Below are 17,787 nucleotides of genomic sequence, written 5' to 3'. Positions count from 1 at the left end.
TCTATCCGTACACCAGTACGAAAATCGCCGCAATGCCGACACAGACGATGATCCCCCGGAGCACGGGCGCCGGGATGCGCCGCCCCACCCTGGCGCCCAGGAAGCCGCCCGCCACCGCGCCCATGGCCACCCCCGCCACGGCGAGCCAGTTCACGTGCGCGACCACGATGAACAGCGCGGCGGCCACGGCGTTGACGATCAGCGCGAGGACGTTCTTGGCCGCGTTCACCCGCTGGAGGTCGTCGTCGAGGAAGCTGCCGAGCAGCCCGATCAGCAGCACACCCTGGGCGGCGCCGAAGTACCCGCCGTAGATCCCGGCGGCCAGCACGCCGAACCACAGCTCCAGCCCTCCGTGCGGGTGCGCGTGCCGGCGCCGGTCGGCCAGCCACCGGTTGAGCCTGGGCTGCACCAGGACCAGCACGCAGGCCAGCGCGATCAGCGCGATGACGACAACCTGGAACACCGACGGATCCAGGAACAGCAGCAGGATCCCGCCGGCCAGCGCTCCGAGGGCCGAGGCCAGGCCCAGGCGCAGGAGGCGTTCGCGCTGGCCCCGGAGCTCGGGGCGGTAGCCGTACGCGGCCGTGAACGAGCCCGGCACGAGCCCGATGGTGTTGGAGACGTTGGCGGTGACGGGATCGACGCCGATCGCCAGCAGAGTGGGGAACGTGATCAGGGAGCCGGACCCGACGACCGCGTTGATCGCACCGGCCACCATCCCGGCCACGCAGACCGCGGCCAGTTCCCACCCCGTCACAAGCCCTCCTTACGCGTCCGGGCTCTTAGGGGGTGTGAAGAGGCCGCCCAGATTCTCCAGAACTTTGCCCATTTCTGATGGGACGATCCAGATCTTATTGGCGTCGCCCTTGGCGATCTCAGGCAGGGTCTGCAGGTACTGGTAGGCGAGCAGGTGCTGGTCGGGCTGCCCCTCGTGGATGGCCTTGAACACCATGCCGATCGCGTCCGCCTGGCCCTTGGCCCGCATGGCCTGGGCCTCGGCCTCCGCCTGCGCGCGCAGCACGGCCGCCTCCGCCTCGCCGCGCGCCCGCAGCACGGCCGCCTGCTTCTCGCCCTCCGCCTGGAGGATCGCCGCCTGGCGCTGGCCCTCGGCGGTCAGCACGGCGGCGCGCTTGTCGCGGTCGGCGCGCATCTGCTTCTCCATCGAGTCCTGGATGGAGGAGGGCGGGTCGATGGCCTTGAGTTCGACCCTGTTGACCCGGATGCCCCACTTGCCCGTCGCCTCGTCGAGCACGCCGCGCAGCGCGGTGTTGATGTCCTCGCGCGAGGTCAGCGTGCGTTCCAGGTCCATGCCGCCGACCACGTTGCGCAGCGTCGTGACCGTGAGCTGCTCGACGCCGATCAGGAAGTTCGCGATCTCGTACGTGGCCGCCTTCGGATTGGTGACCTGGAAGTAGATGACGGTGTCGATGGACACGACCAGGTTGTCGGAGGTGATCACCGGCTGCGGCGGGAAGGAGACCACCTGCTCCCGCAGGTCGATCATGTCCTTGATGCGGTCGATGAACGGCACCACGAGGTTGAGCCCCGGGGTCAGCGTCCGGTGGTAGCGCCCGAGGCGTTCGATGATGGCGGCCGTGGCCTGGGGGATGATGCGGACCGTTCGGGCCACCCCGAAACCCACCGCCGCGACCACGACAAGGGCGACGATGAGCTGCTCGACGGACATGGCGACGCTCCGAAGTCGAGGGGACCGACTCCGTTGATCCTATTTCCTTTTAGCTTTCGGCGGCTTTTATGTGGATAAATAGGGGGATTAGTGGGCGCGCGCGTACCAGCGGCCCTCGGCGCTGCGCTCCAGCGAGAGCGGCACCCCGAACGTCTGCGACAGGTTTTCGGGCGTCATCACGTGCTCCAGCGGCCCCTGCGCCACCACCGAGCCGTGCCTCAGCAGCAGCCCGTGCGTGAACCCGATCGGCACCTCTTCCACGTGGTGCGTCACCAGCATGAGCGTCGGCGCACGGTAGTCGCCCGCCAGCACCGACAGCCGGCGCACCAGGTCCTCGCGCCCGCCCAGGTCGAGCCCGGCCGCGGGCTCGTCGAGCAGCAGCATCTCGGGGTCGGGCATGAGGGCGCGCGCGATCTGCACCCGCTTGCGCTCCCCCTCCGACAGCGTGCCGAACCGCCGCCTGATCAGATGGGCCGCGCCCATCATGTCGATCAGCTCGACCGCCCTGGTCACGTCGTTGGAGTCGTACTCCTCCGTCCAGCGGCCCATGATCCCGTACGAGGCGGTCAGCACGAGGTCGATGACCTTCTCCTCCGGCGGGATGCGCTCGGCCAGCGCGGAGCTCGCCAGCCCGATCCGCGGGCGCAGATCGAAGACGTCCGCCTGTCCCAGCCGCTCCCCGAGCACCTCGACCAGGCCCTCGCTCGGGTAGAGCAACGTGGCCGCGACCTGCAGCAACGTGGTCTTGCCCGCGCCGTTGGGGCCGACGACGACCCAACGCTCGTCGGCGTTGACCGTCCAGTCGATGCCGCGCAGCAGGGCCGCTCCGTCCCGCCTGACGGCGACGTCCTGGAGCCGCAGCACCTGACCACCCATCCCCGATACCTCCTTAGGAGTCACGCTCGGGACAAACCTATTGCAGGGCGAGCGCATATCGTGGATCGGTGCGCCCTGAATCGCCTGTCTGTCCCTCCCTGGTCGCCTGGGGCAACGCGTGGCTCGCCGGTCACGTCGGTCTCGACGAGGCGGCTGACCACGTGGAAGCCGCCGGCGGTCCCACCGTGGCCGACGACGTCCCGTTGCGTAAATACCTCGCAAACCTGCGCTCCGACGGCCTGCGCGAGTTCCGCCTCGCGCTGCCCGCGCCCGGCGATCCGCTGGGGCTGTCGGGACCCGCGCCGTTCAACTCGGCCGCGGTGGACGCCGGCGAGGCCGCCATCGCGGTGCTCGACGGCCGCAACCTCGGCCTCGTACCGGTACCCGACCTGCGCGGGTCGTCGTATGTCGGGGTACGCCTGGAGATCCACGACTCCGGGCCCGTACGCCACGATCTGCCGTCGCTGTCGGAGGCCGAACGCGAGCTGTCGGAGGCCATGCGCTCGGCCACCGACACCCTGTCCGCCGTCGAAGGCCCCCTGCAGTCCCGCCCCTCGTCCGTCGGGCACCGGGGCGGCGAGCTGGCGCCCGGCTACCCCGCGCGGGCCCACCGCGTCTCCACCCTCGCCACGCGGCTGGCCGCCGTGGTGCGGCTGGCCGACGAGCGCGGGCTCACGTCGGGGCAGGTCGCCGCCCGCGCCACTGCCCTGCGCGACCTGGACCGGGCGGTACGCCGTGCGCTCGTGGCCGCCCATCACGCGATCTTCGAACCGATCAGGAGCACGTAGCCGGCCCGCTAAGAGCCGCTCGCGATCTTCCACAGCCTGACCACCTTGTCCTTGCCCGCGGACATGATGACCGCGTCCCCGTCGAGTGGGACGATGCCCACGGCGTACACGCCCTTCTTGTGGGCCTTGACCGGTTTGCCGAGCGTCTTGCGGGTCTCGGGGTCCCAGAGCCTGATCGTGCCGTCGGTGCCGCCGGACAGCAGCACCGTGCGGCCGTCGAGGGTGCCGAAGGAGAGCGAGTAAACGATCTTCTTGTGGCCGGAGAGGGTGGCGACGGTCTTGCGGCTCTTCGCATCCCAGAGCCTGATTTTTCCGTCTTTACCGCCAGATGCCACGACCGTCTTCCCGCTCACCTTGCCGACCGCGACCGAGTACACGCCCCTGGAATGGCCCTTGTACGCCTTCCCGTACGCCTTGCGCCGGGCCATGTCCCACATGCGCACCGTCTCGTCCTCGCTGGCCGAGATGGCGACGGCCCGGTCGCCTATGTGGGTGGCACTGAGCCAGTTGACCGGCTTGCGGTGGGCTCTGATGATCTTGCCGGTGGACTTGCGCTTCTTCAGGTCCCAGAACCTCAGATAGCCGTCGGCGTCGCCGGTGACCGCGACGTACTTGCCCTTCACCTTGGTGACGGCGACCGCGTAGACGGCGTCGCCGTGCCAGCCGAGCACCTTGCCCTTGTGGGTCTTGAGGTTCCACAGGCGCACGCTGCCGTCGTACCCGCCGGAGACGGCCATGGGGGTCTTGCCGACCATCACGCAGGCTACGGCGTACACCTCCTCGCTGTGGCCCTTCATCGTGGCCAGCGACTTGTGCCCGGCCAGGTCCCACAGCCGCACCCGGCCGTCCTGCCCGCCGGTGACCAGCCACGCCTTGCCGCCCGCGGAGATCGCGGAGATCGTCTGGACGCCCTTGGTGTGGCCCTTGAACGACTTCCCGTCCTGCTTGCCGAGAACGGGGACGACCTTCTGCGTGGGGGTGACCGTCGGGGTCGGGGTGACCTGGGTCGGTGTCGGCGTCGGGGTCTCGGTCTGCTGCTGGGCCTGCGTCCGAGCCGGGCCCGCGCTCACGGAGGTGGTCGCCTGGGCCGCGTTCCCGCCGGTCGGCGCGCCGGTGCCGAACATCTTCGGCCCGAAGTACAGCACGCTCCCGGCCAGGGCCAGCGCCACGACGAGCGCGCCGGAGACCATGGCGGCCCGCCTGCGCCTGGCGTTGGTCTCGTCGGGCCGTTCCTCTGCCGGCGCATGCTTGAAGAACGCGTCATTGTCCCCCCGCCCGCCGCCCTCCCGCGCCAACGCCTTCCGGGACGGGGACGCCTGCCCCGGCCCTTGCCCCTGGCTCCCTTGGCCCTGGCCCGGCACCGTCGGCGCACGCCCGGGCGGCCCCTCACCACCCGCAACCGCCTCCGACCCCGGCGCCATCGGACCAGGCGCCACCGGGCCGGGCGCCGGTGGACGGGGCGCGGCCGGGTGGGGCGTGGGGCTCATCGGATAGGGCGGCGGCACCTGTGACGGACCCGACGGAGGCTGCTGCCGAGGCACATAAGGCACACCATGCGGCCCGCCACCGTGCTGCACTGCGCCACCGCGCTGTGGCCCGCCTCCAGGCTGCGGCCCACCTCCGTAGCCGGGCGTCGCACCCTGCCCCGGCACGCCACCCTGCCCCGGCACGCCACCCTGCCCGGGTACGCCACCTTGCCCAGGCGCGCCACCCTGCCCCCACGCGCCACCCTGTCTCGGCCCGCCGCCCTGTTGCGGCGGCACGTACGGCGCCGCAGGTGGCCCGGCCGCTGGGCCCTGGGACGGCGGATATGCCTCCCCCGACGGGTTCGCCCACCCGTACCCGCCAGAAGGGGCGGACGACGGAGGGCCACCGGGATTCGCCCACCCGCTGCCACCCGGCGGAGCCTCGGGCGCGGGCCCGTGGGGGCTTGCCCAGCCGGCGGCGGGCGAGGGCGGATCCGGCGGAGTCTGCTCGGCCGCGAGTTGCGAGCCCGTGTTGAGCGCGTCCTCGGGCCGCGGCGACTCACCCTCATTCGCCAACAGCGCGAACAGCACGTCGGCCGCCACGGGCCGCTCGTCGGCCCGCTTGCGCAGGCACGACCGCACGACCGGCCGCAGGGTCTCGGGCAGCGCCGAGAGGTCGGGCTCCTCGTGCATCACCCGGTAGACGACCGCGGGCAGGCTGTCCTGGCCGAACGCGGGCCGTCCCGTGGCCGCGAACACCATGGTCAGGGCCCAGCTGAACATGTCGCTGGCCGGCCCCACCCGCTCGGCCGAGATCTGCTCGGGCGACATGTACGCGGGCGTCCCCACGACCCCGCTGCTGATCGTCATGGCCGAGTCCAGCGCCCGCGCGATGCCGAAGTCGATCACCCGCGGCCCGTCGTGGCCGAGCAGCACGTTGCTGGGCTTGAAGTCGCGGTGCACGATCCCGGCGCGGTGGATGGCGGCCAGCGCGGTGACCGTTCCGACGGCCAGGCGGTAGAGCGCGCCGCCCGTACGAGGCCCGTCCCGCTGCACCACCGTCTGCAGGGAGACCCCGTCCACCAGCTCGCTGACGATGTACGGGTGCTCGCCGTCCATGTGGGCCCCCAGCACCTGCGCGGTGCAGAACTGGGCCACCCGCCGCGCGGCCGCCACCTCGCGCAGAAAGCGTTCGGAGTCCAGTCCGGGCTTGTCCAGCCGGGTGTTCAACAGCTTGATCGCCACGCGCCGCCCGTCGGGCGACTCACCCTCGAAAACGATCCCCTGCGCCCCCTTGCCCAGGCGGCCGAGCAGCCGGTATTCGCCCAGTGTTCGCGGATCGGTCGGCTGTAAGGGGTGCGTTTCCGGCACCTGGCCCTCCCCGTTGTGCTAGACCCCCGTTCACAAGTGGGATAGGCGCGGGCAAAAACCCACAAACCACCCCAGGTCACGAAAGATCATCGCTCTTTGCGAAAAATTTGCCCTACGCAATAATCGTGGAGATGATCGGGGATTTCCAGCACCGTACGGGGAGCCGTCATATGCGCAGAAGCTTCAGCCTGTTCTTAGCCGGCGGTCTGGCCGCCGCGCCGCTGGCCGTACCCGCCCCGGCGAGTGCCGCCGCCGCTGCCGCCCCCACCACCGCGGCGGTCGCCCGGGTGAAGCCGTACTCCAGCTTCAAGATCTCCGTCAAGTCCAGCGGCCGCACCAAGCGCGGCGGCAAGATCACATATTACGTCCGCGCCAAGAACCTGGGCCCCTACTACGCCGACTACTACTGGATCGGCGGCCAGGTGCCCAAGGGCGTCGTGCCCACCCTGCGCTGGGGCGCCGCCAAGGGCACCAAGTGCACCTGGGAAGGCCGCTGGTTCTGGTGCTGGGGCCCGCTGCGGCTCGAGAAGGGCAAGACCGACTGGCTCAACTTCCAGGTGACGCTGAAGAAGGGCACCAAGGGCACGGCCACGGCGCGGCTCGGCGTGATGTCGTTCGACGTCGACCAGGGCATGGAGAACATCGACGAGGAAGAGCTCAAGCGCCTCGGCATCAAGGGCTACTACTGGCTCAAGAAGGTCAACACCAAGATCGTCTCCCCGCCGCGCCGGCCGGGCCGTAGCTGGTCGCCGCCCCCACCGGTCAAGACGTACAACCCGCCCGCCAGCCACGAAGAGAGCAACAAGAAGAAGGACACCTGACCTTCACCCCAGGCCGCCTCCGCGGAGCGGAGGCCATGAGCACTACCCCAGGCCGTGCCGTACGGCGTACAGCGCGGCCTGGGTGCGGTCCTGGACCCCCAGCTTCATCAGCACGTTGGAGACGTGGGTCTTGACCGTCTTCTCCGCGACGGCCAGGCTCCTGGCGATCTCCCGGTTGGACCGGCCAGCCGCGATGAGCGCGAGCACCTCGCGTTCGCGGTCGGTCAGCGGCACCGGTGGCGGGCCGTCCGGCGACGACAGCATCGCCTCGGCGGCCTCGGGCGCCAGTAACACCTGCCCTCCGTGCACGGACCGCACGGCCTGCACCAGCGCGGTCGGATCGACGTCCTTGTAGAGGAACCCCGACGCGCCCGCCCGCATGGCCGGGCCGACGTCGGACCGGTCGCTCACCGACGTCAGCACGACCACCCTGGTCGCCGACCCGGCCAGCCGTTCGAGCGTGCCGAGCCCGTCGAGCACCGGCATCTTCAGGTCCAGCAGCAGCACGTCGGGCGACAGCTCCCCGACCAGCTCGACGGCCTGGGCCCCGTCGCCCGCCTCACCGACGACCGTGATGTCGTCCTGCAGGTCGAGGAACGTACGCAGCCCCTGCCGCACCACCGGATGATCGTCGGCGATCAGCACCCGGATCAAACGCCCACCTCCACACGTACCGTGGTCCCCCTGCCGTGGGCCGACTCGACGGTCATGGCCCCGCCCACGGACTCCGCCCTGTCGCGCATCGACACCAGGCCCAGGCCGCGCGACTCCGCCTGTTCGAAACCGTTGCCGTCGTCGCGCACGATCAACACCAGCCTGCCGTCCGCGTACGCCAGGCGCACGGAGACGCTCGCGGCCTCCGCGTGCCTGAGCGCGTTGTGCAGCGCCTCCTGGGCCACTCTGAGCACCGCCACCTCGACCGCCGGGTCGACCGGCGGCAGCTCCACGCACTCGAACGTGACCAGGGACGGGTGGAGCCGGTCCAGCAGGCGCACGTGCTTGCGCAGCGTCTCGGCCAGGCCGTGCCGGTCGAGCTCGGCAGGCCGCAGCTCGACGATCACCGCCCGCAGCTCGGACAGGGCCTCCCCGGCCAGGCGCTGGACGCGTTCGAGCTCGGCGGCGGCCTGCTCGGGCGCCCGGTCGAGCATGGCGGAGGCGGCCTGCGCGGTGAGCCTGAGCGAGAACAGCTTCTGCGTCACGGCGTCGTGCAGCTCGCGGGCCACCCGGTTGCGCTCCTCCAGCATGGCCAGCTCGCGGCCTCGCTCGTAGAGCCTGGCGTTGGTCAGCGCGATGGCCGCGTGCGCGGCGAACAGCGTCAGCAGCTCCTGGTCGGCCTGCGTGAAGCCGCCCGGCGTGCGCTTGTTGGCCAGGAAGATGATGCCGAGCACCTGGTCGCCGTCGCGGATCGGGACGCCGAGGAAGTCCTTCATCACCGGGTGGGCCTTCGGCCACCACTCGAACCTCGGGTCCTTGCGCAGGTCGGGCAGCCTGACGGGGCTCCCCTCGCGGAGCATCGCGCCGAGCATGCCATGCTGTCTGGGCAGCGGCCCGATCGCGTCCCACTGCTTGTCGGTGATGCCCTCGGCGACGAACTCGCCGAACGACCCCTCGTCGTCGGGCACGCCGAGCGCGGCGTAGCGGGCGTCGAGCAGCCGTTGCGCCGAGCGTACGATGACCTGCAGCACCTCGCGGACCGACAGATGGCGGGTGACCGCGAGCACCGCGGAGCTCACCGCCTGCAGGATCTCGTCTCGGTCGGAGGTCACGGGACCCAGCTTATGGTCCTAGGACGATGTGCCCAGGCGGCGGCGGGACTTCGGCCCGATGTGCGCAGCCCGCGGCGTTCCTAACGTCGGCACCATGACGAACACCGCACTCATCACCGGCGCTTCCCGCGGTCTCGGACTCGCCCTGGCGAGGTCTCTGGCGGGCGCCGGCTGGAACCTCGTGCTCACCGCCCGCGGCGCGGACGACCTGGAGCGGGCCGCGGCCGAACTGGGCGCCGTCGCGATCCCCGGCGACGTGACGGAGCCCGCGCACGTCGAGCGGCTGGCCCGGGCGGCGCCCGAGCTGGACCTGCTGGTCAACAACGCCAGCGACCTCGGCGTGACGCCGCTGCCGCCGCTGGCGGGCTACCCCCTGGAGGCGTTCAGGGTGCTGCTGGAGACCAACGTCACCGCCCCGCTGGCGCTGATCCAGGCCACGCTGCCCGCCCTGCGCGCGGCGGGCGGGGCCGTCGTGAACATCACCTCGGACGCCGCCACGGGCGCGTACGAGGGCTGGGGCGGCTACGGCGCCACCAAGGCGGCCCTGGAGCAGCTCTCCAACGTGCTGTCGGCCGAGGAGCCCGCGGTCCGGGTCTGGTGGGCCGACCCCGGCGAGATGAACACCCGCATGCTCGCCGACGCCGTGGGCGCCGACGAGGCCGCGGGTGCCACCGACCCCGCCAAGGTGGCCGCGGCGCTGCACGACCTGGTGCGGTCCCGTCCGGCCAGCGGCAAAGTGAGCCTGCAATGACCGTCGCGCTCGAATTCGCGCTGCCGCCGGGCCTGTCGGCGAGCGAGCCGCCCGAGGCGCGGGGGATGTCCAGGGACGCGGTACGCCTGATGGTCTCGCGCGGCGACCTCGCCCCCTCGCACCACCACTTCGTCGACCTGCCGGGACTGCTCGACCCCGGTGACCTGATCGTCGTGAACAACTCGGCGACCCTCCCCGCGGCCGTCCGGCTCGACCGCCTGGCCGTGCACTTCTCCACCGCCAGGGAGGACGGCACCTGGCTGGTCGAGCTGCGCCGCCGTACCGCCACCGCCTCCGAGCCCTACGGCGGTGGTGAGCCCGGCGAGTGGCTGCCGCTGCCGGGGCGGGCCACGCTGCGGCTGATCGAACGCGAGACGCCGCGGCTGTGGCGGGCGTCGCTGGACCAGGAGGTGGAGCCGTACCTGCGGGCGCACGGGGCGCCGATCCGCTACTCGTACGTGAGCGGGGACTGGCCGATCGAGGCGTACCAGACCGTGTTCGCGACCGTGCCGGGGAGCGCGGAGATGCCGAGCGCGGCGCGACCGTTCACCGCGGAGCTGGTGACGGCGCTCGTGGCGCGCGGGATCGGGATCGCGCCGATCACCCTGCACACGGGGGTGGCCTCGCCGGAGAAGGACGAACCGCCCTACGCCGAGCGGTACGAGGTGCCGGAGGCCACGGCGCGGCTGGTCAACCTGGCGCGCCAGAGCGGCAGCCGGGTGGTGGCCGCGGGCACCACCGTCGTACGGGCGCTGGAGACGGCCGTGGGGGCGGACGGGCTGGTCAGCGCGGCCGCCGGGTGGACCAGGCGCATCGTCACGCCCCAGAGCGGCGTACGGGCCGTCACGGGGTTGATCACCGGGCTGCACGAGCCGCGCTCCAGCCACCTGCTGATGTTGACCGCGATCGCGGGCGAGACGGCGCTCGCGCGGGCCTACGGGGAGGCGCTACAGAACGCATATCTGTGGCACGAGTTCGGTGACACGCACTTGATTCTGAAGAAATAGTCTTTACATAGATTTTGCCAACATGATAGGAACAGCGGGCATTTACGGGGGCTTCAAGTGTGTGCGCCTCCCCGTGACCACTTCCTCACCGGAGACGTTTAATGCGTAACCTGACCAAGGCCGCGTCGCTGGCATTGCTGGCGGCTGCCCTGCTTGTCCCGGCTGTTCCGGCTTCCGCTTCCACCACGACGGCCGCCGACGAGCCGTTCTCGGTCTTCGACGTCAAAGTGAAGGCTGCCAAGACGGCCAAGGCCGGCGGCAAGCTCAACTTCAGCATCGTCGCCACCAACAAGGGGCCCTACCAGGCCGACGCCTACTTTGTCGGCGGCGAGTTCCCCAAGGGGGTCGACCTCAGGCGGATCATGTACCGCACGAGCGTCAAGGGCACCGAGTGCGGGCTCGAGGGCCGCGCGTTCTTCTGCTTCCTGCCCGAGATCCTGGAGAAGGGTGACTCCATCTCCCTGATCTTCGAGACCAAGCTCAAGAAGACGGCGACCGGCACGCAGACCGCCAAGCTCGGCGTGATCTCCTACGACGTCCAGACGGGCATGGAGAACATGAGCAAGGAAGAGCTCGACCGGCTCGGCATCCCCGAGCACGGCTACGTGAAGACGGTCAAGACCAAGATCGTCCGCTAGTACGCCGTTCCCCTGGAACGTTTCGAGCCACTGGAACGTTTCGAACCGCGTCCTCCGTGACGTTCACCGCTGCGCCCGCGCCCGAATGCCCGCCCTGCTTCGCGAGCATCGGGCCGGGCGCAGTACCGTGGCTGGATGTGGACCAGCGCAGCCTCCTGATCACCCTGACCGGCCCCGACCGGCCCGGCGTCACCTCGCGGCTTTTCTCCGTTCTGTCTGCCTTTCCAGTGACTGTGGCGGACATCGAACAGGTCGTCATTCGCGGCCGGCTCACGCTCGGCGTGCTCGTCACGTACGCCGGCGGCCCCCCGACAGGCACCGGCACGACCCTCGGCGCCATGTGGACCGCGGTCGAGCAGGTGGCCGAGGACCTTGGCATGGAGGTGGAGCTCTCCACCGGCTCCCAGACCAAGGAGCAGCGCCGCCGCGGCCGCCTGTCGGTCAGCGTGCTGGGCGCCACGCTCCAGCCCGCCGCCATCGCGGGCATCGCCGGGCGCATCGCCGCCGCCGGCGCGAACATCGACCGCATCGAACGCCTCGCCCAATGGCCCGTCACCTGCATCGAACTGTCCGTCTCCGGCGCGGACCCCAGCTCGTTGCGGGTCGAGCTGGCGGCCGAGGCTGCCGTCCTGGCGGTGGACGTGGCCGTGCAGCGCACCGGCCTGTCGCGGCGCGCCAAGCGGCTGATCGTCATGGACGTCGACTCGACCCTCATCCAGGGCGAGGTCATCGAGCTGCTCGCGGCCCACGCCGGATGCCTGGACGAGGTCGCCAAGGTCACCGAGCAGGCCATGCGCGGCGAGCTCGACTTCGCCGAGTCGCTGCGGCGCCGGGTGGCGCTGCTGGAGGGGCTGCCGGCCGAGGTGTTCGAGGAGGTGCGCAAGGAGGTCGTGCTCACGCCCGGCGCCCGCACCCTGGTTCGCACGCTCAAGCGGCTCGACTACCGCTTCGCCATCGTCAGCGGCGGATTCACGCAGATCACCGACGGGCTCGTGGAGGAGCTCGGGATCGACTACTCGGCGGCGAACGTCCTCGAGGTCATCGACGGCCGGCTGACCGGTCGCGTCGTGGGCGAGATCGTGGACCGGCCGGGTAAGGCGCGGGCGCTGGAGCGGTTCGCGAAGGAGGCCGGCCTGCCGATCTCTCAGACGGTGGCCATCGGGGACGGGGCCAACGACCTCGACATGATCGCCGTGGCCGGGCTGGGGGTGGCGTTCAACGCCAAGCCGGTGGTGCGGCAGGCGGCCGACACGGCGGTCAACACTCCCTACCTCGACTCGATCCTTTACCTGCTGGGGATCTCCAGGGACGAGGTGGAGGCGGCGGACGCAGAGGACGGCGCCACCCTCACCGCAGGCTGACCCTCACCCGACAATGCCCATCCTGGGGCCCCAGGATGGGCCTCCAGCCCTCCAGCCGGCTCCAGCGCCCCCTGGTGGACCCTCGGCGCTCCTGCGGGCCCTCGGCGCTCCTGCGGGCCCTCCGTGCTCCTTGGGGTCCTTCAGCCCTCCTGCTCCTTAGGGTCCCAGAGCGTCACCAGGCGCCCCTCACCCATCCAGAGCTCATCCCAGTCGGGCTCCACCTCGATCACCGCGAACGCGCCCGGCCGGAACACGTACTCTCCTCCGGCCAGCCCCACCGCCAGCTCGTGCACGCCGGGGTTGTGCCCGCACAGCACCACGGTGCTCGCCTCGGGATCGACCCGGCGGACCAGCTCCAGCAGCTCATCGGGATACGCCTCGTAGATGTCCCGCTCGTAGCTGATCTCCACCTCGGGAAAGGCGATCTCGGCGGTGCGCTTGGTCCTGAGCGCCGGCGAGCACAGCACGACGTCCGGGTTGAGCCCGGCCGCCCGTATCTCGTCGCCCGCCCGCGTGGCGTCCCGCTCGCCCCGCCCGGTCAGCGGCCGCTCCCGATCTGCCAGCCCGGGAACGTGGGCGGCCTTCGCATGCCGCAGCACAATCAAGGTTCGCACCAGATCACCCCGTCCTCGAAGCCCAGACGGCCAGCCCGACGATCACGGCCAGGATGACGAGCATCCCCAGCAGAATGAGGCCCAGGGTCTTCCCACCGCTGGGCTGCTTGTCACCTTTCACGCGCCCAGTTTCCCACCGAGCCACCCCGCCCCCACGCCCGCCTTCACCCCCACCACCCCACGCCCTGCCGCCGGGTCCGCAACCCGCAGGCCCATGCACCCGCACCCGCCGCGCAGCACGTACCCCGCATATCGCCACCACGTCCAAGGCGCCGCGCACACCCTCACCACCGCCGAGCCCGCACCTCCCGCACGCCGGCACCCCGCAGCCCCCGGCACGCCGCACCTCATCCCACCTGACGAGACACCCTCGATCGCGTCGCCCGCCGCAGGAGCCGACGATTAGCGGCCCCGGACGTCCGACGGAAAGACGAGACGCCCGCCCCTACGCAGTAGGGCGGGCGTCTCTCCAGGGTATTGCGGCGTGTTACGAGGCCACCGGCTGGTGCTCGCGGTTGTCGTTGTTGGCCGGTTCGGTGCTCACGGAGCGCCGCTTGGACACCACGATGGCCCCGACCACCACGGCCACCGCCACCACCGTGACACCGATCCGCAGGGCCGGGTTGCCCGCATACAGCACCACCGCGGGCGCGACCAGCAGCGCCACCAGGTTCATCACCTTGATCAGCGGGTTGATGGCAGGCCCGGCCGTGTCCTTGAACGGGTCGCCGACCGTGTCGCCGATGACGGTGGCGGCGTGCGCCTCCGAGCCCTTGCCACCGTGGTGACCGTCCTCCACCAGCTTCTTGGCGTTGTCCCACGCGCCACCGGAGTTCGACAGGAAGACGGCCATCAGCGTGCCGCACGCGATGGCCCCCGCGAGGAAGGCGCCCAGCGACGCGTACCCGAGGGCGAACCCGACCGCGATCGGCGTCATGACCGCCAGCAGACCGGGCGTGGCCAGCTCGCGGAGCGAGTCACGGGTGCAGATGTCCACGACCCGGCCGTACTCCGGCGTCTCCGAGCCGTCCATGATGCCCGGCTTGTTGCGGAACTGGTCGCGTACCTCGAAGACCACGCGCATCGCGGCCCGTCCGACCGCCATGATCGCGAGCCCCGAGAAGAGGAACACGACCGCGGCCCCGATGATCAGGCCGACCAGGACGTTCGGCTGGTCGATGCTGAGGCTGAAGGTGGCGAACTCGCCGAGCGCGGACTTGACCGCCCCGCTCGCCTTGGCCAGCTCGCCCTCCACCGCGGTGCGGAAGGCGCCGAACAGCGCGGTCGCCGCCAGCACGGCCGTGGCGATCGCGATGCCCTTGGTGATGGCCTTGGTGGTGTTTCCGACCGCGTCCAGGCTGGTGAGCACGCGGGCGCCCTCGCCCTCGACATCGCCCGACATCTCGGCGATGCCCTGGGCGTTGTCGGAGACCGGCCCGAACGTGTCCATGGAGACGATGACGCCGACCGTGGTCAGCAGACCGGTGCCCGCCAGTGCCACCGCGAACAGCGCGATCGTCACGTTCCCGAACCCGAGCAGGAACGCGCCGTAGACCGCGCCGCCGATGACCAGGGCGGAGTAGACGGCCGACTCCAGGCCGACGCTGATGCCGGCCAGGATGACGGTGGCCGGACCGGTGGCCGAGCTCTCGCCGATCTCGCGTACGGGACGGCGGTTGGTCTCGGTGAAGTAGCCGGTCAGCAGCTGGATGGCGCTGGCCAGCACCAGGCCGATGAGCACCGCGCCGATGGCGATGAGCCGCGGGTTGGCGTCGGACTGCTCGGTGGCGCCGGTCAGGCCGCTGAAGCTGTCGGGCAGATACAGGAACGCGGCCACGGTGACGAGCACCGCGGAGATCGCGGCCGAGATGAAGAAGCTGCGGTTGATCGCCGACATGCCGTTGCGGTCGCGGTCGCGCATTCCGGTGACGAAGATGCCGATGATCGCCGTGATCACGCCGACCATGGGGACGATCAGGGGGAAGACCAGCCCCTGCTCGCCGAAGGCCACCTTGCCCAGGATGAGGCTGGCGACCAGCATGACCGCGTACGACTCGAACAGGTCGGCCGCCATGCCCGCGCAGTCACCGACGTTGTCGCCCACGTTGTCGGCGATGGTCGCGGCGTTGCGCGGGTCGTCCTCCGGGATGCCCTGCTCGACCTTGCCGACCAGGTCGGCACCGACGTCGGCGGCCTTGGTGAAGATGCCGCCGCCGACTCGCATGAACATCGCGAGCAGCGCCGCCCCGAACCCGAATCCCTCGAGCACGCCAGGGGCGTTGCCCTGGTAGATGAACACGACCACGGCCGCGCCGAACAGGCCGAGGCCCACGGTGAACATCCCGGCCACGCCGCCGGTGCGGAACGCGATGCGCATGGCGCGCTTCTCGCCCGAATCGTTGGCCGCGGCGGCGACACGGACATTTCCGCGCACGGCCAGCCACATGCCCATGAAGCCGGTCAGTGCGGAGAAAACCGCACCAACCACGAAGAAGATCGAACGTCCGACGACTACGTCCGTTTCCCCCGGTAGCAGGAGCAACAGGATAGGTATTGCGACGACGAAGATCGCCAATGTGCGGAACTGGCGCGCCAGATAGGCGGCGGCGCCTTCTTGTACGGCACGCGCGATGTTCTGCATGCGCTCCGTGCCTTGGCCGGCGGACAGCACTTCGCGCACCAGGCCGCCTGCGACGGCTAGTGCGATCAGTGCGACCGCGGCGACCACGATCACGATGGTGAGATTGTTTCCACTCAGGGCCAGATTGGACGCTGGCTCCGCTGCCAGCATGTGCCTGCTCATCGTTCTCCTCGGCAAGACCGGTCGTCCTGCCCGGGCGGTGCTGCAGTTTTCCTCGGCGGGTGTTGCGGCACCATCCGGGTTGTGGGTGCCGCTTCCGGTTGAATCCGCGTTCCGCCGGATCACCTTGGCCGGTGCCGGGAGTCTACGCAGGCACTGAACGGATATGAAGGCTCTCGAGGTGGCTATTTGTGCGCGCGTCCAGTAATCCCCTGACAGCGGGCCGGTTTGCGGCCTGACAGGCGAAATTTCCCCGGGTTTAAGGTCATGAAAACCTCCGGATAGTGCCGGACCGAAACTCGGGCCGCCTGGACCGATGCTGGAGGGGCCTGAGAGGCGGAGGCCGACCACCGAAACGACCGCCCACCATGGTCACCGCCACCTGCCACCGCCACCCGACCACGGCACCACCGCCCAGGACACGGCACGCGGGCCCCCTACCCGCGACCACCCCACCGGGCCCCTGCGGACACGGCCACATCAAGGGCCCGCCCGCGCCGCGAACCGCACCTCATCCGACGACCGGAACCGCCGTCCGCCCGTCGGGGCCACCCGTAGGGCCGACTCCGCCCCACGAACCCACTCGCCCCACGCGACAGCCCACCCACAGACCCGGTTTGCCCGTCGAGGCCGCCAGCGGGGCCGACTCCGCTCCACAAACCCCCGCTCGCCCCGTAGGGCCGGCGGAAGGCGGAAGCCACGGTGCCCGTGCGCCGTGACGGTGGCCGGCCACGTGCGGGTCAGCGGGCGTCTCCCTGGAGGCGCTCAGCCACGTGCGGCGGGTGGCGCCGCCCGTGCTCCGCCGTACAAGATGGGGTTTTTGAGCACAGAACAGCCGCACGCCGGGCGCCACAAAGGGACGCCCGGCGGAACGAGGCGGGACGGCGGAGCCCGCTCAGACCTTGGCGGTCGCGGGCCAGCTCATGCGGATGTTCGTGCCCTTCGGGCTGGGGAAGATCTCGACGTCGTCGGCCAAGCCCTCGATGACCGCGAGGCCGAAGCCTGACATGAACGAGTCAGAGAGCATGCCCAGATCGAGGGGTTGCTCCTGCTTGATCTCATCGCTGGGGGCCTGGTCGCTGACCGTGACTTCGAAACGCCCGGAGTCGTCACGCAGCTCGATGCGGATGGGCTCGCCCGGACAGTGGACGCGGTGCGCCTCGACTGCCCGGGAGCAGGCCTCACCCACAGCGAGCCTGACCTCGTCCAACAGGGACTCCTCCACGCCGGTGCGGCGAGCGATCGCCGTCGCCACCAGCCGCGCGGTCCGCACATGGGCGGGAAGAGCGCTGAACGTCAGCTCGACGGTAGCCATGCTACTTGTCTTTGCCGTGAGCTTCCTTGGCCTCGTCGACCGAAGCGTAGATCCCGAAGACCTTGGTCAGACCGGTAATCCGGAAGATCTTCAGGATGCGCTCCTGCGTGCAGACAAGCTCGAGCGAGCCGTCGTGCGCACGAACCCGCTTGAGCCCCCCGACCAGGACGCCAAGGCCCGTGGAGTCGAGGAAGTCCACCTTCTCCATGTTGACGAGCAGGTGGAAGTTGCCCTTGTTCACCAGGTCGATGAGGAGCTCACGCAATCTCGGCGCCGTGTAGACATCGATCTCACCCTCGACCTCCACGATGGTGAGTCGGTCTTCGGTGCGGTGATCCAACTTCAGATCCACAGATCCTCCAGCGCCTCGCCTGCGAAACTACTCTCTTGGGACTGGCAATCTGGAGCGTGGCCCCAGATCGTCCGACCCTGACGCGCGGCATTCAACCATGCGTCTGGCTTGTGTCTATACGAAATCACGATTCCCGGCGACTTTGCCCATCGATGCAAGACTGGAAACAGTGAC

The 17,787-nt window shown here is 70.3% G+C and carries 16 protein-coding genes; 6 read left to right on the top strand and 10 right to left on the bottom strand.

The features are described 5' to 3' along the window. Nucleotide 1: 1 nt before the first annotated feature. From ACWEPL_RS24340 to ACWEPL_RS24330, 3 genes are all read right to left on the bottom strand, one after another. Complete coding sequence (locus ACWEPL_RS24340) at nucleotides 2–757, bottom strand: sulfite exporter TauE/SafE family protein (RefSeq protein ID WP_350739670.1); 756 nt, start codon at nucleotides 755–757, stop codon at nucleotides 2–4. Nucleotides 758–766: 9 nt separating this feature from the next. Continuing rightward, the gene (locus tag ACWEPL_RS24335) at nucleotides 767–1,687 is read right to left on the bottom strand and encodes an SPFH domain-containing protein (RefSeq protein ID WP_363976859.1); all 921 of its coding nucleotides are present in this window, start codon (nucleotides 1,685–1,687) and stop codon (nucleotides 767–769) included. An 87-nt stretch (nucleotides 1,688–1,774) separates the two neighbouring features. Then, entirely contained in the window at nucleotides 1,775–2,563 is a 789-nt protein-coding gene (locus ACWEPL_RS24330; protein ID WP_363976862.1) for an ABC transporter ATP-binding protein, read from the bottom strand. 68 nt (nucleotides 2,564–2,631) lie between these two features. Between ACWEPL_RS24330 and ACWEPL_RS24325 the strand changes: the two genes are divergently transcribed. After that, the gene (locus ACWEPL_RS24325; RefSeq protein ID WP_363976865.1) at nucleotides 2,632–3,351 is read left to right on the top strand and encodes a hypothetical protein; all 720 of its coding nucleotides are present in this window, start codon (nucleotides 2,632–2,634) and stop codon (nucleotides 3,349–3,351) included. Between the two features lie 8 nt (nucleotides 3,352–3,359). Here the strand turns inward: ACWEPL_RS24325 and ACWEPL_RS24320 are convergent, their stop codons facing one another. Further along, complete coding sequence (locus ACWEPL_RS24320; protein ID WP_452437523.1) at nucleotides 3,360–6,188, bottom strand: protein kinase domain-containing protein; 2,829 nt, start codon at nucleotides 6,186–6,188, stop codon at nucleotides 3,360–3,362. A 170-nt stretch (nucleotides 6,189–6,358) separates the two neighbouring features. Here ACWEPL_RS24320 and ACWEPL_RS24315 point away from each other — a divergent pair, with 170 nt between their 5' ends. Further along, entirely contained in the window at nucleotides 6,359–7,009 is a 651-nt protein-coding gene (locus ACWEPL_RS24315) for a hypothetical protein (protein WP_452437522.1), read from the top strand. A 42-nt stretch (nucleotides 7,010–7,051) separates the two neighbouring features. On the opposite strand, the gene ACWEPL_RS24310 is transcribed toward ACWEPL_RS24315, so the two are convergent. Together ACWEPL_RS24310 and ACWEPL_RS24305 are read right to left on the bottom strand one after the other, a co-directional pair. After that, complete coding sequence (locus ACWEPL_RS24310; RefSeq protein ID WP_363976875.1) at nucleotides 7,052–7,663, bottom strand: response regulator transcription factor; 612 nt, start codon at nucleotides 7,661–7,663, stop codon at nucleotides 7,052–7,054. Then, entirely contained in the window at nucleotides 7,660–8,775 is a 1,116-nt protein-coding gene (locus ACWEPL_RS24305; RefSeq protein ID WP_363976878.1) for a GAF domain-containing sensor histidine kinase, read from the bottom strand. The genes ACWEPL_RS24310 and ACWEPL_RS24305 overlap by 4 nt, the downstream gene beginning before the upstream one ends. A gap of 94 nt (nucleotides 8,776–8,869) precedes the next feature. On the opposite strand from ACWEPL_RS24305, the gene ACWEPL_RS24300 reads away from it, so the two are divergent. From ACWEPL_RS24300 to serB, 4 genes are all read left to right on the top strand, one after another. Continuing rightward, the gene (locus tag ACWEPL_RS24300; RefSeq protein ID WP_355210142.1) at nucleotides 8,870–9,526 is read left to right on the top strand and encodes an SDR family oxidoreductase; all 657 of its coding nucleotides are present in this window, start codon (nucleotides 8,870–8,872) and stop codon (nucleotides 9,524–9,526) included. After that, complete coding sequence (locus ACWEPL_RS24295; RefSeq protein ID WP_452437521.1) at nucleotides 9,523–10,533, top strand: S-adenosylmethionine:tRNA ribosyltransferase-isomerase; 1,011 nt, start codon at nucleotides 9,523–9,525, stop codon at nucleotides 10,531–10,533. Before ACWEPL_RS24300 ends, ACWEPL_RS24295 begins: the two co-directional genes overlap by 4 nt. A 101-nt stretch (nucleotides 10,534–10,634) precedes the next feature. Beyond that, entirely contained in the window at nucleotides 10,635–11,171 is a 537-nt protein-coding gene (locus ACWEPL_RS24290; RefSeq protein WP_363976887.1) for a hypothetical protein, read from the top strand. Nucleotides 11,172–11,308: 137 nt separating this feature from the next. Next, entirely contained in the window at nucleotides 11,309–12,532 is a 1,224-nt protein-coding gene (gene serB / locus ACWEPL_RS24285) for a phosphoserine phosphatase SerB (protein ID WP_350739638.1), read from the top strand. 140 nt (nucleotides 12,533–12,672) lie between these two features. On the opposite strand, the gene ACWEPL_RS24280 is transcribed toward serB, so the two are convergent. From ACWEPL_RS24280 to ACWEPL_RS24265, 4 genes are all read right to left on the bottom strand, one after another. Beyond that, nucleotides 12,673–13,146: a SixA phosphatase family protein gene (locus ACWEPL_RS24280; protein ID WP_452437520.1), complete on the bottom strand. Its 474-nt coding sequence runs from the start codon at nucleotides 13,144–13,146 to the stop codon at nucleotides 12,673–12,675. Between the two features lie 487 nt (nucleotides 13,147–13,633). Next, on the bottom strand, nucleotides 13,634–15,949 hold the full coding sequence (locus tag ACWEPL_RS24275; protein ID WP_363976891.1) for a sodium-translocating pyrophosphatase: 2,316 nt from the start codon (nucleotides 15,947–15,949) through the stop codon (nucleotides 13,634–13,636). 892 nt (nucleotides 15,950–16,841) lie between these two features. Further along, the gene (locus tag ACWEPL_RS24270) at nucleotides 16,842–17,261 is read right to left on the bottom strand and encodes an ATP-binding protein (protein ID WP_350739630.1); all 420 of its coding nucleotides are present in this window, start codon (nucleotides 17,259–17,261) and stop codon (nucleotides 16,842–16,844) included. 1 nt (nucleotide 17,262) lies between these two features. After that, complete coding sequence (locus ACWEPL_RS24265; protein ID WP_043629845.1) at nucleotides 17,263–17,613, bottom strand: STAS domain-containing protein; 351 nt, start codon at nucleotides 17,611–17,613, stop codon at nucleotides 17,263–17,265. Nucleotides 17,614–17,787 lie beyond the last annotated feature (174 nt).

This window comes from Nonomuraea sp. NPDC004186 (assembly GCF_053603495.1).
Note: the sequence above shows the minus strand (reverse complement) of the source record. Positions and strands in the feature narration are given on the sequence as shown.

Bases quoted from the DNA above. Each gene is read 5' to 3' on its own strand.
- ACWEPL_RS24335 (WP_363976859.1), bottom strand. From the start codon at position 1,687: ATGTCCGTCGAGCAGCTCATCGTCGCCCTTGTCGTGGTCGCGGCGGTG.
- ACWEPL_RS24330 (WP_363976862.1), bottom strand. From the start codon at position 2,563: ATGGGTGGTCAGGTGCTGCGGCTCCAGGACGTCGCCGTCAGGCGGGAC.
- ACWEPL_RS24315 (WP_452437522.1), top strand. From the start codon at position 6,359: ATGCGCAGAAGCTTCAGCCTGTTCTTAGCCGGCGGTCTGGCCGCCGCG.
- ACWEPL_RS24300 (WP_355210142.1), top strand. From the start codon at position 8,870: ATGACGAACACCGCACTCATCACCGGCGCTTCCCGCGGTCTCGGACTC.
- ACWEPL_RS24295 (WP_452437521.1), top strand. From the start codon at position 9,523: ATGACCGTCGCGCTCGAATTCGCGCTGCCGCCGGGCCTGTCGGCGAGC.
- ACWEPL_RS24290 (WP_363976887.1), top strand. From the start codon at position 10,635: ATGCGTAACCTGACCAAGGCCGCGTCGCTGGCATTGCTGGCGGCTGCC.
- ACWEPL_RS24275 (WP_363976891.1), bottom strand. From the start codon at position 15,949: ATGAGCAGGCACATGCTGGCAGCGGAGCCAGCGTCCAATCTGGCCCTG.
- ACWEPL_RS24270 (WP_350739630.1), bottom strand. From the start codon at position 17,261: ATGGCTACCGTCGAGCTGACGTTCAGCGCTCTTCCCGCCCATGTGCGG.